This window comes from Lachnoclostridium sp. An196 (assembly GCF_002160135.1).
In the GTDB taxonomy this organism is placed as follows: domain Bacteria; phylum Bacillota; class Clostridia; order Lachnospirales; family Lachnospiraceae; genus Hominiventricola; species Hominiventricola avistercoris.
On the sequence record NZ_NFJZ01000003.1, the window covers coordinates 89,189 to 106,071 of the forward strand.

At 52.0% G+C, this 16,883-nt stretch carries 16 protein-coding genes; 9 read left to right on the top strand and 7 right to left on the bottom strand.

Translation table 11 applies throughout. The annotated features are described in order from the left end of the window. Window positions 1-143 precede the first annotated feature (143 nt). Window positions 144-1,472 carry a hypothetical protein gene (locus B5F29_RS04845; protein ID WP_087153554.1) on the top strand — a complete coding sequence of 443 codons (1,329 nt, stop codon included), beginning with the start codon at window positions 144-146 and terminating at the stop codon, window positions 1,470-1,472. A 445-nt stretch (window positions 1,473-1,917) separates the two neighbouring features. Here the strand turns inward: B5F29_RS04845 and B5F29_RS04850 are convergent, their stop codons facing one another. Both B5F29_RS04850 and B5F29_RS04855 read right to left on the bottom strand, forming a co-directional pair. Then, window positions 1,918-2,478, bottom strand: coding sequence for a flavin reductase family protein (locus B5F29_RS04850; RefSeq protein WP_087153555.1), 561 nt, complete (start codon window positions 2,476-2,478; stop codon window positions 1,918-1,920). A 37-nt stretch (window positions 2,479-2,515) separates the two neighbouring features. Beyond that, a complete protein-coding gene (locus B5F29_RS04855) occupies window positions 2,516-2,866 on the bottom strand; it encodes a LysR family transcriptional regulator (RefSeq protein ID WP_087153556.1) in 351 nt (116 codons plus the stop codon). A gap of 187 nt (window positions 2,867-3,053) precedes the next feature. Here B5F29_RS04855 and B5F29_RS04860 point away from each other — a divergent pair, with 187 nt between their 5' ends. Genes B5F29_RS04860 through B5F29_RS04870 form a run of 3 tightly spaced genes read left to right on the top strand, consistent with a single transcriptional unit; the run spans window position 3,054 to window position 5,094 of the window. Further along, entirely contained in the window at window positions 3,054-3,500 is a 447-nt protein-coding gene (locus B5F29_RS04860; RefSeq protein WP_087153713.1) for a DUF2975 domain-containing protein, read from the top strand. Window positions 3,501-3,520: 20 nt separating this feature from the next. Further along, entirely contained in the window at window positions 3,521-3,754 is a 234-nt protein-coding gene (locus B5F29_RS04865) for a helix-turn-helix domain-containing protein (RefSeq protein WP_087153557.1), read from the top strand. Continuing rightward, window positions 3,751-5,094: a DUF4153 domain-containing protein gene (locus tag B5F29_RS04870; RefSeq protein WP_087153558.1), complete on the top strand. Its 1,344-nt coding sequence runs from the start codon at window positions 3,751-3,753 to the stop codon at window positions 5,092-5,094. The genes B5F29_RS04865 and B5F29_RS04870 overlap by 4 nt, the downstream gene beginning before the upstream one ends. 4 nt (window positions 5,095-5,098) lie before the next feature. On the opposite strand, the gene B5F29_RS04875 is transcribed toward B5F29_RS04870, so the two are convergent. The 3 genes from B5F29_RS04875 to B5F29_RS04885 are packed head-to-tail and all read right to left on the bottom strand — an operon-like array spanning window position 5,099 to window position 7,634. Further along, window positions 5,099-6,379 carry a sensor histidine kinase gene (locus B5F29_RS04875; RefSeq protein ID WP_087153559.1) on the bottom strand — a complete coding sequence of 427 codons (1,281 nt, stop codon included), beginning with the start codon at window positions 6,377-6,379 and terminating at the stop codon, window positions 5,099-5,101. Between the two features lie 36 nt (window positions 6,380-6,415). Then, complete coding sequence (locus tag B5F29_RS04880; RefSeq protein WP_087153560.1) at window positions 6,416-7,090, bottom strand: response regulator; 675 nt, start codon at window positions 7,088-7,090, stop codon at window positions 6,416-6,418. Window positions 7,091-7,100: 10 nt separating this feature from the next. After that, on the bottom strand, window positions 7,101-7,634 hold the full coding sequence (locus B5F29_RS04885) for a PepSY domain-containing protein (protein ID WP_087153561.1): 534 nt from the start codon (window positions 7,632-7,634) through the stop codon (window positions 7,101-7,103). Between the two features lie 179 nt (window positions 7,635-7,813). On the opposite strand from B5F29_RS04885, the gene B5F29_RS04890 reads away from it, so the two are divergent. The 5 genes from B5F29_RS04890 (at window position 7,814) to B5F29_RS04910 (ending at window position 15,118) form a co-directional block, all read left to right on the top strand. After that, on the top strand, window positions 7,814-10,105 hold the full coding sequence (locus B5F29_RS04890; RefSeq protein ID WP_087153562.1) for an extracellular solute-binding protein: 2,292 nt from the start codon (window positions 7,814-7,816) through the stop codon (window positions 10,103-10,105). A 13-nt stretch (window positions 10,106-10,118) separates the two neighbouring features. After that, a complete protein-coding gene (locus B5F29_RS04895) occupies window positions 10,119-10,970 on the top strand; it encodes a carbohydrate ABC transporter permease (protein ID WP_087153563.1) in 852 nt (283 codons plus the stop codon). Between the two features lie 9 nt (window positions 10,971-10,979). Beyond that, window positions 10,980-11,837 carry a carbohydrate ABC transporter permease gene (locus tag B5F29_RS04900; protein ID WP_087153564.1) on the top strand — a complete coding sequence of 286 codons (858 nt, stop codon included), beginning with the start codon at window positions 10,980-10,982 and terminating at the stop codon, window positions 11,835-11,837. 4 nt (window positions 11,838-11,841) lie between these two features. Next, on the top strand, window positions 11,842-13,467 hold the full coding sequence (locus B5F29_RS04905) for an HlyD family efflux transporter periplasmic adaptor subunit (protein WP_087153565.1): 1,626 nt from the start codon (window positions 11,842-11,844) through the stop codon (window positions 13,465-13,467). A 181-nt stretch (window positions 13,468-13,648) separates the two neighbouring features. Further along, window positions 13,649-15,118: a carbon starvation CstA family protein gene (locus tag B5F29_RS04910; RefSeq protein WP_087153566.1), complete on the top strand. Its 1,470-nt coding sequence runs from the start codon at window positions 13,649-13,651 to the stop codon at window positions 15,116-15,118. 73 nt (window positions 15,119-15,191) lie between these two features. Here the strand turns inward: B5F29_RS04910 and B5F29_RS04915 are convergent, their stop codons facing one another. Together B5F29_RS04915 and B5F29_RS04920 are read right to left on the bottom strand one after the other, a co-directional pair. Continuing rightward, window positions 15,192-16,598 (bottom strand): amidophosphoribosyltransferase, encoded by a 1,407-nt coding sequence (locus tag B5F29_RS04915; protein WP_087153567.1) that lies wholly within the window; start codon window positions 16,596-16,598, stop codon window positions 15,192-15,194. A gap of 93 nt (window positions 16,599-16,691) precedes the next feature. Next, window positions 16,692-16,880, bottom strand: coding sequence for a PspC domain-containing protein (locus tag B5F29_RS04920; protein ID WP_191394897.1), 189 nt, complete (start codon window positions 16,878-16,880; stop codon window positions 16,692-16,694). Window positions 16,881-16,883 lie beyond the last annotated feature (3 nt).

Below are 16,883 nucleotides of genomic sequence, written 5' to 3' on the forward strand. Positions count from 1 at the left end.
AAAATATACGCCTGAAAGGCGGAATACAGAAACCCCCGAGTGTTTGCTCGTGGGTTTCTTTTTTCTTTTCAGCTGTAAGACGCCCCAATGTGGTGTATAATTAAAATACAGATTGCGGAAGAGAAAGTGGGAAGATATCTGTCATGAGGAAAAAAGGATTATTGTTCGCGGTTTTGTTTATGCTGCTGGCTGGGATGACTGGATGCGGCAGCGCTCAGGATGAAACAGAAGCTGATATGTCGGAAGATATCTCAGAAGATATTTCGGAGAAAGGGGATCCGGAAACAGAAGCAGATGCCGCGGATGCGCCGGCGTCAGAGGACGATAGTTCGGATACTTTCGGTACGCGCATACAGGATCAGACGTTTCAGACAGATCTGGGCGAATGGGGCAACGTGACATTTGCAGCCTATGCCCCGGAAAACAGTTCTTTTGCGGCGGACGGCATGAATCCGGATGTGAGATTCTACCTCATGGAGGATGGACAGGTATTGTATGAATTCCCCGGATGGAATGAGGAACACACCAATTCAGATCTGTTCCTGGCTGTGTCTGCAGTGGCGTTTAAGGATTACAATGAAGACGGACTGGATGATGTGATCACAATCTGCGAGTATGAGACCATGTCAGGTGAAGGGTATCAGCTTGCCCGGATATACTTTCAGCTGGAAAACAAACAGGGATTCGAGGAAGATCAGCTGCTTACAGAGTACCTGATTAAAAACCGCCTGACAGACAATGTGGCGGCAATCATGGACGCGAAGGAGGACTACTGGGATTACCTTGCATCTATGGATGGACAGAGGAGTACGTACAGTCAGACGCGGGTGATTGCGGAAAACAGGGATATGTGGGCCGGGGATCCGGACTATGCCGACGACCTTTATCAGTATGCGGTTGCGGACCTGGATCACAACGGCAGATATGAGGTGGTCGTCTCCAACATGGGCGGAACCGGTATGTATACCTACAGCAGATTTTATGAAATCAATGAGAACTATGACGGATTAGCAGAGTGTGAGACTGATTTTGTGGAGGGCGATTCCCAGCCGGATCTTATGACCGGATCCATGGGAGGATCTGAAGCGCCTACCAATACTGCCAGTTTACTGAAAACATATATGAATGAACAGGGCGAGTTTTATTATGCGGTTTACGATACCATGAAAAATGGAGCCGCAGAATATTATGAGAATGTTCGTTCTCTTACGCTGCAGGATGGAAAGATCCTGACAACTCCCATTGCCTACCGCACAACCATATATAATGGAGAAACGCCCAGTGTAACCTGTACAGACGCTTCGGGGAATTCCATATCAGAAGAAGATTACGAAAATGCAGCGGACAAATATTTTGCCGGATGGCAGGAGAGCGAGACATGGCTTGGATGGCAGGATATGAATGATCTGGGAAGTACTGCGGAGGAGATTGCAGCACAGCTGGACCAGTCTTTGAATGTGTTTTTATATTAGTAGAACGAGATGTGAAATAGTGGAATAGTGGAAAGAAAAATTTTTTCTTGTACCTTACTTTTATATGTGATATATTGATAATAGAAAAAGGAAAGCCAAACACATACGGCCTACCCGAAAACTAATAACTTTACCTCATATGAGGCAGCCGTCACTAGTGCGAATAGTGGCGGCTATTTTTTCCCCTTAAATATCCCGTAGAAGAGACCTATAAGGGCTACGATGAAGAGACCTATCTGGATCAAGTCCGAATATGTAACATACATCGGCATCGCCCTCCTTTCTTTTGAATCTAAAGGATACAAACCTGGAGGGTTAGCCCCTCCGAAACTCGGAGGGTAGACCGCCTTTTATGTGTTTTGGCTTTCCTGCATTTAGTATAGCATATTACTGCATATATCTCTCAATTGTGTTATTCGCTGAATAACAGGTTCAGTTTATTAGTCTATTTCAGCTGCATTCCATCCTTGAATGCATTTCCAACTTTCTCACCCAGTTTCAGATACGCATTGTTGACCGGATCGAAGGTGATCGGCTCCAGCTTCGCGGGATCGATCTTGCCATTCTCATCGAGGATGCGCTCGTCTGCGCTGACATTGACGATCTCGCCTACCAGGCGGCAGGTCTCGGGATCATAGCTGACCAGTGTGCACTCCAGAGTCATGGGAAGCTCATCGATCAACGGAGCGTCCACAAATTCGGACTTTGTGGCATGGAATCCGGCTTTCTCGAATTTATCAGGCACTTTATTTCCGGAGACGATACCGACATAATCGCAGGCAACCACGTGGGCTGCATCTGCCATACTGACGGTAAAGGCTTTGCGGGCCTGAATATTTTTCACTGTTTTATGTCCGGCGCTCAGGCACATGGAGATCTGCGTGTCGTCGCTGATCCCGCCCCAGGCAGCGTTCATGGCGTCCGGCGTGCCGTTTTCATCATAGGCGGCGATGATCAACACCGGCTGCGGATAAGTATAGGGCTTGGCCCCGAAATTTTTTCTCATAGCAATACCTCCTGTATGATGATAGAATAATACGACGTTACAGACTTATTGTAGCACTGAGGAAGAGAGGGTACAAGAGGCTCTCTTTTGAATTGTTTCCCTCCTGGATAGAACCGGCTTCTTCGATGGAATGTTCGAAGTATCGGATAATATTTTTCCATTGTATATATAGTTCTCTCCCGGCCGGTGTCAGCTGCATTTTTCCATGATCCCGGACAAAGAGAATTAAGCCCAGTTCCTGCTGGATATTCTGTATTGTTTTGCTGACCATGGGCTGGGTTACGTGCAGACGCTCCGCGGCGGCGGAGAAACTTCCGTATTCTGCAGCTTCTATGAAAATGCGTACATGGTTCAGCTTCAGATTAAATAAATCGATCTGCTTCAGCATAATGATTCCCCCTTTTCACTTCATCATATCAGAATGAATTCTAAAATGCCAGCACATCACAAAATGCAATAAAAATTTATCGTAATTCAATAAAAATATATTGACAATCGGTTGCGGCAGTGATATCCTGTCTTCAAAAGGAGCACGGAAATTCATGGAGAACGTGCCGGATTCTGAGGAGGCTGTGATGAAAGACCGATTGACGATATTTACCAAGTGGATGCTGGACGCCATGTTTGTGGGAGGAATTCTGGTGACGCTGACGCTGCCGTTCAGCATCCGTTTTTATGGGACGATCAATCCCCGTTTTGAACAGTATTACGGACAGATGGTGCTGTTGTTTGCCGTTTCCGGACTGCTGGCGGTGCTGATTATCCGGGAACTCAGGAAGATCTTTGCAAGCGTCCTGGCGGACGACTGTTTTGTGAGAGAGAATGTGGAGAGCCTGAACCGGATGGGGACTTACAGTTTTCTGATCGTCCTGGTGAGCGTGGGGAGGGCCTGTCTGTATCTGACGCCGGCGGTACTGGTCATCGTCCTGGTTTTTATTGTGGCGGGTTTGTTCAGCAAGGTATTGGCCCAGGTTTTCGACCGGGCGGTGAATTACAAACTGGAGAATGATCTGACGATCTGACGGAAGGGACGGGATAGAATATGGCGATTATCATCAATCTGGATGTCATGATGGCAAAGAGAAAGATCGGACTGACGGAGCTGGCAAGGGAAGTGGATATTACGCTGGCGAATCTGTCCATACTGAAGAATAACAAGGCGAAAGCGGTACGCCTGACTACGTTGGACGCCATCTGCCGGGCGCTGGACTGCCAACCGGGAGATCTGCTGGAGTATGTGCCGGACGAGGAAGAGAAAGGAGGAGCGGAATCATGAATACAGACAAGAGAGTAACTGCGGACCGGAGGGACCGTATCTTTGCGCTGATTTATCTGCTGCTCGGATATGGATTTATCTACACTTTTTCTGCGGGATATTTTGGAAGAAATCTGGCCCTATTTACGGTTTGCTACGTGGCGGTGGTGCTGGCGTACAATCTGGGGAAGGGAAAGAAACTGACCGTGGAGAGCGTGTTTTGGGCGTGCGCGGTTATCGGGATCGGCGTGCCGGGAGCATTCTGGAGCATTATGCCGGGGCTGCAGGTACTCGCTCTGATTGTGGCGGCTGCCTACTGGACGCTGACGGCGTCGGGCAGACTTCTGGAAGAAGGGAAGACCTCCCGCTGGATATTTTTTGATCTGTGGAATGCGGGCATCTTCGTACCGTTTTCCAATTTTGGCTGCCAGCTGCGGGTCCTGCTGGGAGGAGAGAGAGAGGGTACCGGCACAGAAGAAATAAAGGGAGCGGTTCCGGAAGAGAAAGCAGGAGCAGGCGGGGGCGCCAGACGGATGCGGTATGCGGCCGGCATCGGATGCGGACTGATACTGGCCATTCCCCTGCTGATGATCGTTTTGCCGCTTTTGTCCAGCGCGGATGCCAGATTTGAGGCGGCGCTCGGCGGTCTGGGGATTTATCTGTCGGAACATTTCCTGGCGACTCTGATAAGGATCCTGTTTTCTCTTCCCGTATCGGCGTATCTGTTTGGATTGGTTTACGGCAGTATCCGGGGCCGTTATACGGACCGGATCGACTGCGAAAAGGTAAGGGCGGCCGGAGAGAAAGCAAGAATGCTTCCGGATACGGCATTCTATACGGCGCTGGGGATTCTGTGTCTGGTTTATGTGCTTTTTATCTGGCTCCAGGCGGAATATCTGTTTTCCGCGTTCGCGGGGATCCGGCCGGAGGGCTTTACGTATGCAGAATATGCAAGGCAGGGATTTTTCGAGCTGTGCGTGATCTCGTTTTTTAATCTGTTCTTCCTTTTGTGCGCGTCGCTTTTTTCGGAACATCGGATGGAAGAAAATAAGGGACTGCGTATCCTGAATGTCGTATTATCTGTATTGACATTACTGCTTATTGTCACGGCCATGAGCAAGCTGGTCATGTATATAGATGTGTATGGACTGACCGTGAACCGGATCCTGCCGCAGACGTTCATGATCTGGATGGCGGTCGTGTATGCGGCCATGATCCTGCGTCAGCGGAAGGTTTTTCCCATGGCGAAGATCTGTATCATGACAGGCGCGGTACTGTTTGTGCTGCTCTGTGTAGTACCGGTGGAGGACTGTGTGCAGGCTTACAACATATGGGCGAGAAACCTTGGGCTGATCCGGTAAGCGGTCATGGGAGAGTCAGAATGAAGGTACTCCCTCCGCCCGGCGTATCTTCCACCGTGAGTCTGCCGCCGTGGGCTTTCAGTATCTGGGCGGCGATGGAAAGGCCCAGTCCAAAGTGGCCTTTCTCACTGCGGGACTGATCCGCGCGGTAAAAGCGTTCAAAGATCCGTTTTTTCTCGGCATCGGGTATCCCGATGCCGTTGTCTGTTACGGAAAAGCGTGTATGATGCCCGTCACCGGACAGGGTGAGCCGGATCTGTCCGCCGGAAGGGGTGTAGCTGACCGCATTGTGGATCAGAATACCCAGGATCTGCCGGATCCGTTCCGGATCACAGAGACAGGGAGAAAGAGCCGTATCGGGGAGCTGGATGGAAAGCCGGATGGATTTTTCCCGGGCCAGAGGTTCATAGGCTTCGTAGACGTCCAGGAGAAGCGTGTCTGTTTCTGTCTCCTTTTTCCGGATGTCCCAGCTCTGCTGATCCGCTCTCGCCAGCAGGAGCATGTCGTCGATCAGCCGGGACATGCGTTTTCCTTCAGACTGGATCGCGTTCAGAAACTGACAGCGTTCTTCTCCAAGAGCATGCTCCGATGCGGACGCGCAGGACAGAATGGCAGCCAGAGGGGTGCGCAGCTCATGGGAAGCAGACGCGACGAACTGTTCCTGACGTATGCGGCTTTCTTCCAATGGCATTAAAAGCCGTTTTGTAAAATGCCAGGCAAAAAGGGACAATGCGGCGACGGCGAATACATCCAGCAGGAGGAACAGGATGCGCTGGTTCCGGATCTGCTGTTCCAGCGGATCCAGAGAAGAAAGGATCAGGATCTGGAGTTCGGCGCCGTGCCGGTCGGACAGGGCGGCACAGGCATAATAATCATTCTGCCTGTTCTGACTGGACGAAAAGGGAAATTCCACATGGCGGACGCCATAAGATTCAGTTGTCTCCGTCAGCGGATAGTCTTCTGTACAGATCTCCCATGCCTGTTCAAAAAGCAGACGTTCTGTTTCGGAGTCCGAAAGGCTGAAATGAAGAGGGACGCCGTTGTCCAGAATACGGATCCGGTATTTTCCCCCGGCTTCGATCCGGGTCAGCCACTTGTAGGTAATCTCTGTCTGCTGCTCCAGATTGGAGAGCACAGTATTCATATCGTTCTGAAAAGAGATAAAATGATTGCTGCGAAGTCCCTGCTCTGAAATATACAGATAACCGAAGGACATGGCAAGGAGAATAAAAATTGTAATCCCGGCGCAAAGAAGGCACAGGCGGATATGGACTTTCCGGAACATGGGAACCTCCCTCTGCAAAGTAAATATGTACGTGGTTTACGGCTGCTGGAGTCGGTATCCTACGCCCCGTACCGTCTGGATCTTCAGAGAACTGCCCACGGCCTGCAGCCTGCGGCGCAGGAAATGAATGTAATTGTCCAGATTGCCGTCTTCCACATCGCTGTCCGGTCCCCATACCTTTGTGAGCAGCTGGGGGCGGGAAAGAGTCTGAGACGGATTTCGCAGAAACGTCTCCAGCAGCATGCCTTCCCTCCTGGACAGACTGCAGTTCCCCTGCGGGCCGTTCAGCCGGTTCTCGGAAACATCATAGGACAGATCTCCGCAGGAGACCGCCTCGCCGAAGGCCATCTTCCGGGGGCGCCGGGTGATGCAGCGGATCCGGGCCATCAGTTCTTCAAAGGCAAAAGGCTTGACCAGATAGTCGTCCGCTCCGGAATCCAGCCCTTTGACTTTGTCGTCCAATTCACCCAGGGCTGTGATCAGAATGACCGGGACCTGGCGGCGGGAGCGCCGGATCCGGCGAAGCACCTCCATGCCGCTGACGCGCGGAAGCATTCGATCCAGCAGGATCAAATCATGAATATCCTGCTCCACGTAATACAGCGCTTCTTCTCCGTCCATACAGGCGTCTACCTGGAACCCTTCTTTTTCCAGCTGAAAAGCCAGGGACTGATTCAGTTTTTTGTCGTCTTCCACCAACAGAAGTCTCATAATGCCACTTTTAACTCCTTAAGTCTGCGTTCCAGTCAAAAATACGGCCGGTGGAGCCGTCGATCTCAAACTCATATTTTATTCCGTCAGAGAAGAGCTCGCCTTCAAAGCGTGTACGTCCGTCTTCATTTTCTTCCGTAATATAGATGTCGTCAGAAGATGAACCGGGGACTTTGTTCTGAACGACGGCTGCCGCGCTCTCCGCCGTGGCAGGTTCGCCTCCCAGCGCATCCAGCCACTCTTCGTCGATTTCATAATCTGCGCCTACAACAGCGCCGTCTGATACGGCGATCTCAAAATCGAAATCCCCATATTCCGTCTCAAATTCAATATCATAGACGGGGATGCCGTTATCACCGTCCTGCTCGATTTTCACATTGAAGACGTCATCAGAGGGAACGTCTGCATTTTCCAGCGCTATGGATAAAGCGTCGTCACGGCTGATCTCTTTCGATAAGGGCTCGCTCTGATCCGGAATACTCTGACTGCCGCATCCGGTAAGTAAGAAAACCGTGACTGCAGAAATAAAAATTCGTTTCATCATATATACCTCCCTGTCCAATCATGACGAAGCGCAGAGGACCGACGGCCGGGGACCGCCTTGCTGCCCGCATTATATCATGGTAAAATTCCGGGTGTCAATTTCTTAGAGATTATTTAGAGAAAGCTCTGGTAGGATCATATCAGAAACAGGAAGAAACCATATATGGACAGGAGGAAGATATGAAACGAGCGTGGATATGGCTGCTGTCGGCGGCGCTGTTGCTGGGAGGCTGCGGCTCACAGGACGGATATACAGACCAGAATGAAGAAGGTGGAAGCACGGATGGCCAGGAAAGCATGGGGCGGTACCTGGAGGAAGACATGAGCCTGCCCGAAGGCGGAGATCAGGATTATCAGACCGCCATGCAGGCGCTGGAGGACGGCAGCCTGGCGATTCTGGGGCAGAACAGCGGGCTGTCCGTCTCTTCAGACGGCGGAGAGACCTGGGAGAAAAGGGATGTGTCATGGCTGCAGGAGTTTCAGCAGAATCAGACATATATTACTGATCTGGCGCTGGCGCCGTCCGGAGCTGCGGCAGCCGTCTATATAGGTGATACAGCGGCAGATGATACGGAAGAGGATCTGAGTTATTCTTATCTGTATGCGGACGCGGAAGGAAACGCGTCAGATCTGGAGATCCCCCGGATGGAATATGAAATATACTGCCTGTGGTTCGGGACTGACAGCCGTCTGTACGGATGCGGGCTGGACGGAAAGGTTTACCGGATCGACGAGACGGACGGTTCGCTGGAGGAGCTGATGGATACCGGAGGACTGGTGGATTCTCTGGGATTCACGGATCGCTACCTGATCGCGTTTTCATCGGAAGGGGTCAGCCTGTACGATTTGGAAAACGGCACTCAGGAAGAAGACAAGGTACTGAACGATTTTATCATGGACGACAGAACTGTTTCTATGGGATTGGGAACAGAGACGGACAATTATACCGTGCTGGCGGTACAGGGAGAGCAGGCGGATGTGATCTATGTGGCTTTCTCTAAGGGACTCTACCGCCATGTGATCGGAGGCGCCGCCATGGAGCAGGTAATCGATGGAAATCTCACTTCTCTGGGAGATCCCCAGATGGGAAAAGGCGGCCTGGCGGTATTGGCGGACGACGAATTTGCAGTCCTGTATCCGACGACAAAGCTCTGTCGTTACGTATATGACGGGACGATCCCCACTGTGCCGGAAGAAGAGATACGTATCTACAGCCTGACAGAGGATTACACCGTACGGCAGGCGGTCAGCCTGTTTCAGCGGGAGCACCCGGAGGTCTACGTGAGGTATGAGATGGGAATGTCCGGTTCGGACGGTATGACGGAAGAGGACGCCATCCGGAACTTGAACACAGAGCTTTTGTCCGGAAACGGTCCGGATCTGCTGGTGCTGGACGGACTCTCCGGGTCGTCATACCGCCGGAAGGGAGTGCTGGCAGATGTGAGCGGACTGGTGGACAGTATGGCCGGAGAGTCGGCTTTGCTTTCCAACATCGTGGACGCGTTCCGGGAGGACGGGGCGGTCTACAGTCTTCCTCTTCGTTTCCGGCTGCCCATGATACTGGGCGGGACAGATGCGGTAAACCAGGTGACGGACCTGAAAACTTTGGCCGACGTGCAGGAAAGCCTGCGGCAGGAACATCCCGAGGGTTCGATCCTGGGATTTATGACGGAGGAAGAGGCGCTGTATACGCTGGGACTCGTTTCCTCATCGGCCTGGACAGATGAAAATGGAGCGGTGGACGAGGAAGCCCTGACAGAGTTCCTCACCCAGGCCAGGCGCATTTATCAGACAGAAGCTGCAGGATTTTCTGCAGAAGAGCTGGAGGATTATGTGCAGAATTATCGGGAGGCTTGGAGTACGGACGTCTCTGGAGAGGGACATTATTACGCGAATGCCTCCGCGAGTGCGCTGGATGTGGCGATGGGACAGCAGGTGCTGGCGGTCGGGAGCGTGAGCGGCATGTCTTCGGACTTTAACCTGATCAGCACCGTGGCAGGACAAGGGGACAGCCTGTCATACGGAGCCTGGAATGGCCAGGTACAGAACGGATTCTTACCCGTGACACAGGTGGGCATCACGGAAGGCGCGGCAGACCGGGAACTGGCACAGGAATTTTTCTGTTTTCTGTTCTCGGAACAGCTGCAGGATCTGGAGCTGCCGGGAGGATTTCCGGTGAACGAGGCGTCCTTTGACCGGATGGCCGCGGCGCCTTCCGGACAGGAAGCGTCGAGCATCGCGGTGGCCGGAGATTCCGGAGAGACGTTCAGCCTGGATATTGTGTGGGCTTCGGAAGAAGATTTTCAGAAGTTAAAGGAAATTGCCATTGCCGCGGACACGTCCTGCACAGGAGACTCCGCGCTGGAACAGGCAGTCTGTGAGGTAGGGCCGGACGCTCTGAACGGAAAGATGAGTGTGGAAGACGCAGTGGGCGAGATCTGCCGCAGGGCGGCCATTTACCTGGCAGAATAGGAGGCAGCTGAACATGAACAGGAAATATGCCTGGATCTTGTTTCTGCTTCCGAGCCTTCTGGGTGTCACGGTATTCTGCCTGCTGCCGTTCCTGGATGTGGTCCGGCGGTCATTTCTGACCGCCGTGACCGGGGAATGGAACGGAGTTGGCAACTATCTGGCGGTATTTCAGAATCAGGCGTTTCAGCTGGCAGTGAAAAATACGGTCCGGTTCACGCTGGTCTGTCTGCCGCTGCTGATCGGAACCGGCCTTTTTCTGGCAGTACAGATCAGTAAATTCCGGCAGGGACAGTGGCTGAAATCTCTGTTTCTTTTTCCAATGGCGATCCCGGCGGCTGCCGTAGTGCTGGTATGGAAAATGGTCTTCTCGGAAGGCGGATTCCTGAACGGCGCGCTTTCCATGCTCCATATGCTGCCGGAGGGCGGCGGGACAGATTTCATGGGCACAGGGGCGGCCTTCTGGGTGCTGGTCTTCAGTTATCTGTGGAAAAATCTTGGGTATACAGTGGTGCTCTGGCTGGCCGGAATACTGGCGGTTCCCCGGGAAATGCTGGAAGCGGCGCGTCTGGACGGAGCCGGCGAACGGCAGTGTTTCTGGAAAGTCCTTTTTCCGAACCTGAAGGGCATGCTTTATACAATCACAGTGCTTTCTTTCTTAAATTCTTTTAAGGTTTTCCGGGAAGCGTATCTGGTGGCGGGGTCTTATCCCCATGAGAGCATGTACCTGCTTCAGCACCTGTTTAACAACTGGTTTGTAAATCTGGATCTGGACAAGATGGCGGCCGCAGCCGTCTGCACCGGATGCGTGCTGCTGGCGGTGATCCTGCTGCTGGGAAAAATCTGGGACCCGGATCCCGGGCGGTAAGGAGGAACTATGGCAATCTGGAAAAGAACGAGGCGCGCGGCGCTGTATGTGTTTTTGACGGTATTGGGAATCTTTTTCTGTACACCGGTTCTTTTTCTGCTTACCGGGTCTGTGACCAGCCGGTATGAACTGGGCCAGTATCTGGCGCCTTTGTCGGACGCTGCGAAAGGATTTGTATACTGGAAATGGATGCCGGACTATCCTGCTTTTTCCCATTATGAAAATGTACTGCTTTTTACGCCGCAGTTTTATGTGGTGTTCTGGAATTCCGTGAAGATCACGGCGTTCATTCTGGCAGGACAGCTTCTGGTGGCAGTGCCGGCGGCATGGGCTTTTGCCATATATCCGTTTCCCCGCCGGAGGCAGCTTTTTACGGTATACCTGGTGCTGATGCTGATGCCTTTTCAGGTCACGATGCTGTCCAGTTATCTGGTATTGAACGGACTTCACCTGATGAATACCCACGGGGCAGTGATCCTTCCGGCTGTTTTCTCCACTTTTCCGGTTTTCCTGATTTATCGGAGTTTTTGTGGGATACCGAAGGAGCTTCTGGAAGCGGCGAGAGTGGACGGAGCGGGAGAGTGGCAGATATTCTGGCGTATGGGAATACCGCTTGCTTCAGGCGGGATCCTGTCGTCGGCGGTATTGGGATTCCTGGAGTGCTGGAATCTGATAGAACAGCCGTTGGCATTTCTGAAAGACCAGTCTCTCTGGCCCCTTTCCCTGTATTTGCCGGAGATCAGCCTGGATCAGGCGGGATACGCGTTTGTCGCGTCTGTCATCACATTGATCCCGGCTCTGTTTGTATTTCTTCTGGGAAGAGACTATCTGGAACGCGGAATTGCCGCGTCCGCACTGAAGGAGTAAAAAGATGGAGCTTTGGAAGAAACAAAAGAAAATACTGGCGGCATTCGGCGGGTTTTTCGCGCTGATGTTCCTGGGAACTCTGGTTTCCAGAGCGGTCTATGCCTCCGGCCTGACGCAGGTAGAGACAGAGACGCCGCGGCGCATGTCCCTGGCTCATCAGGTGGAGGCATCGGGGATCGTCCGGGAAGGTCAGGAATACGCGGTCCATACGCTGGCCGGACTGCGGGTTCGTACGGTTTACGTGCAGGTAGGAGAACGGGTAGAAGAAGGGACGCTCCTTTTTGATCTGGATACGGAGGAATTGGAGGAGACGGTCCGGGAGCAGAGGCTGGCGGTAAAGAAGCTGGAGCTTCAGATACAGGCGCTGGAACAGAATCAGAGCAGGGAAGAAACCCTGCGCCGGCAGGAGAGCGCCAGGGCGGATCAGGATTATACCGCTGCCAGGGAGCAGGCGGATCAGAGCGTGGAACGGGCACAGGATGATTTGAACGCAGCGGAGAATGCGCTGGAAGAACATGAGAACAATCGTCCGCAGGTGACGCCCGAGGAGGATCGCCAGGCGCTGCAGGCCGCATATGAAGAATGGGCGGCGAAAGAATCCCAGGCAAAGCAGGCCATGGAGGAGGCAAAAGCCGCATGGGACGCGGCAGAGGAAGAAGTGAAGCGTCTGGAGGGCCAGCAGGCAGAAGCAGAGCTGGAAGCGGCGCGCCGGAAGGCAGCGGAAGCACAGGCTGTTTTTGAAACGGCCCAGGCGGTGTGGAAGACGCTGTCGGACAATCCTGTGGAAAAGCCTGATTTTTCAACGGAAGACAGCGCTCTGGAAGCCTGGCGGGAGCAGCGGGACAGTCTGAAAACCTCCGAGGAGAGCGCGGAGCGAGCGGTGGAAGACGCGGAGCAGTACAGGGAAAATACCCTGCTGGAGGCAGGGCGGAAGGTGGAAGACGCGGCTGCTGTTCCTGCCGCGGACAGCAGCCTGGAAGTGACCCGTCTGGAACTGGAAAGCGCGCAGACCTCTCTGGAACGCTATGAGAAGATTCTGGAAACAGAAGGGCAGATATCCGCGGAGGCAGAAGGGGTGGTTACAGATATCCGCGTCAGCCCGGGAGATCCGGCGCCGGACGGGGCGGCCGTTGTCTATGCGGATCTGACCAGCCCTCTGCAGTTTGGGGCTTCCCTGACAGAAGAACAGAAACAGTATGTGAATCAGGGGGATACGGTGGAACTGAAGCTGGGAAATGCCGCCAGGATCGACGCGGACATAGATTATGTGGCACAGAGCGAATCGTCGCCTCAGATGTATGACATCCGGATCTTTCTTCCGGAAGATGTGGGAAGCATCGGAGAAAGCGGTACCATGTATGCGGAAGTCCAGAGCGAGACTTACGCATGCTGTATCCCTCTGGAAGCGCTGCGCGAAGATGAGAATCAGCGGGATTATATCTATGTGCTGGGGAAACGTTCCGGTATTCTGGGGGAAGAACTGGCCGCGGAAAAGGTCTACGTGCGGGTGCTGGATCAAAATGACAGTTATGCGGCTATTGAGGAAGGAGCACTGGATGCCGATGCAGAGGTCATCGTATCGGAAACGGCGGAATTGAACGAGTGGGACATAGTCCGGTATAAGGAGTAACGCAATAAAAGGCCCTTTTCTGAGAATTGTATAGATTGCACATGCCATATCTAATGCGGCTGAAAAAATTATATAAAACATAAAATTTTTAAAAAGAAAACTGTTAGATTGTTTACAAAAAATTAATAAATGGTATTCTTTTTTTAGCAATATATTTATACAACAGAGAGGAGAAAGAGATATGATAACTTTTATCATTGGTCTCGTGATCCTGATCGGAGGAGCTGCTTTATATGGCAAATTCTGCGAGAGGGTCTTCGGGCCGGACGACAGAGAGACGCCGGCTTATGCGAAACAGGACGGTGTGGACTATGTCCCTATGAAGAAATGGAAAAACAGTCTGATTAATCTGCTGAACATCGCGGGAACAGGTCCGATCCTGGGACCGATTCAGGGTATCCTGTTCGGACCGATCGCATTTATCACTATCCCTATCGGCAATATTATCGGGGGAGCGATGCACGATTATTTTTCCGGTATGATCTGCCTCAGAGACGGCGGAAGCCAGATGCCGGATATGGTCCGCAAATACAGCAACAAGGGTATTTACACGTTTTACCAGATCTTCTGCAGCCTGCTGCTTCTTCTGGTGGGAGCTGTGTTTATCTACACGCCCGGAGACATCGCGGCTACGCAGGTGTTTGGTTTTGACGGAGCCGTGACATCCGTATCCACATGGGTGATTTACGGTGTGATCTTCGTATATTATCTGATCGCGACGGTATTTCCGATTGACAAGATCATCGGGCGTATCTATCCGATCTTCGGCGCGATCCTTCTGTTTTCGGCAGTGGGCGTGTTTATCGGCCTGTTTGTGCACGGATATCCGCTGGTAGAGCTGTGGGAGCCGTGGAACAACGGAATTGTGGCATATGGAGATTATTTTAACGCGAATCATTTTATCCCGATCTTCTTTATCACGGTGGCGTGCGGGATCCTTTCCGGCTTCCATTCCACCCAGACGGCGATCATTTCCCGCACTATGAAGAGCGAGAAGGAAGGCCGCATGACGTTCTACAATATGATGGTACTGGAAGGCTTCATCGCCATGGTATGGGCGGCAGGAGCTATGGGCGTTTACAACCTGGGTCTGCAGGAAGCCAACGCTTCCCTGGCAACAGCCACGATCGGAGTAGTCTGTAAAAACATCCTGGGGCCGGTGGGCGGCATCATCGCTCTGTTGGGCGTGATCGTGCTTCCGATCACTTCCGGCGATACGGCGCTTCGTTCCCTGCGTCTGGCGATCTCTGACTCCCTTCATCTGGATCAGTCCACCAACGGCAAGAGACTGGGGCTGGCAGGAATCATCTTCGCTCTGGTAGCAGTGATTCTGGTGTTCGCGAAACTCAATGCCAATGGATTCAATATCCTGTGGAGATACTTCGCGTGGTCCAATCAGACGCTGGCTCTGTTCGCGTTCCTGGCTATCTCCGTCTGGATGTTTGAGAACGGAAAAGAAAAATTTGTCTGGATGCCATTGCTTCCGGGCGCATGGTACGCGTTTGTGACGATTACCTATATCTCCAACGCGCAGATCGGATTTAATATTCCGTGGACCGGCGCATATATCATCGGATTTGCGGCAGCGGCAGCCTATGTGTGCGCGATTATCTGGTACGGCAAGAAACGCGCCGCTTTAAAGAGAAAATAAAGTAAAATAAAATGCCCCCGGCTTCCATCGTATTGCAGATCGGAAACCGGGGATTTTGTTTTATGGAATAAAATTATTCTTTTCCGTTCCAGCAGTAAGTACAAAGCTTGCACGGTTCGATATCGATGGATGAAAGCAGATCGTCCAGACGGTTGTAACGCAGGGAGGTAAAATTCAGTTCCTTGCGGATCTCTTCCACCATACGGTCATATTTTTCGGAGGATGGATCGGTGTATTCCTGCAGAACTTCCTCCGTGACCTCGTCGCCTTCCAGTTTCCTGATCACTCTGCGGGTAATCAGATCCATGTCGGAATTCGAGCGGGAGAAATTCAAATATTTACATCCGTATACCAGCGGAGGGCAGGCCGGACGGATATGAACCTCTTTCGCGCCGCTCTGATATAAAAATTCTGTCGTTTCTCTAAGCTGCGTACCCCGGACGATAGAATCGTCGATCAAAAGCAGGCTCTTTCCTTCGATCAGCTGATGTATCGGAATCAGTTTCATTCTGGCGATCAGATTACGCCTGTCCTGAATGGTCGGCATGAAGGATCTGGGCCAGGTAGGGGTGTATTTGATAAACGGTCTGGAATAGGGAATCCCGGAGCGGTTGGCATAGCCCACTGCATGTGCGATGCCGGAATCCGGAACCCCTGCTACAATATCGGGCTTGGCATCGTCGCGTTCTGCCATCTTTTCCCCGCAGCGGTACCGCATCAGCTCTACGCTTGTTCCTTCATAAGAACTGGACGGATATCCGTAGTATACCCACAGAAATGTGCAGATCTTCATTTCTTTGCCGGGCTGAACCAGGGTCCGCACCTCATCCGGCGTCACAACTACAATTTCTCCGGGGCCCAGTTCCCGGTAATCTTCATAGCCCAGATTCAAATATGCGAAGCTCTCAAAGGAAATACAGAAAGCGTCTTCCTTTCGGCCCAGAATGACCGGAGTGCGTCCCAGACGATCACGCGCGGCATAGATCCCTTTTGGAGTCAAAAGCATTAAAGTTATGGATCCGTCAATAATTTCCTGAGCATATCGAATACCTTCGATAAGATTTTCTTTTTGATTGATGACAGCGGCCACCAGCTCGGTGGGATTAACGTCTCCGCCGCTCATCTCCAGAAAGTGCGTGTTGCCCTTTTCAAAGATAATCCGGGTGATTTCATCTGTATTGTTGATTTTGCCCACCGTGGTGATAGCGTAGGTACCGTGGTGAGAGCGGACAATAAGGGGCTGGGGTTCATAATCGGAAATACATCCGATGCCCAGATATCCTTTCATCTCTCTCATATCTTTATCAAACTTGGTTCGAAACGGTGCGTTCTCAATGTTATGAATTGCGCGGTCAAAACCGGCTTCGCCATATACGGCCATTCCGCCTCTGCGGGTGCCCAGATGAGAATGGTAGTCAGTTCCAAAAAAAAGATCGAATACACAATCGTGCTTCGATGCAACTCCAAAAAAGCCGCCCATAATCAAAATGTCCTCCATATCAAAAAAATTCCATTCTCATTATAATGCGGCTTTTTTGAAAAGAAAAGATTTTTTTTGCTTAGCCCAGCGGTTTTATGCGTCCGGCATAATGACGGCCGCGATGATATAAATGACGATGCCGGCGCCTGCGCTGAAGAAACTTAAGATCACCCAGATCAGCCGGATCACCGTGGGATCCACATTGAAATATTCTCCGATACCGCCGCATACGCCGCAGATCATGCGGTTGACAGCGGATTTTAACAGTTTCTTTTCTATCATTTG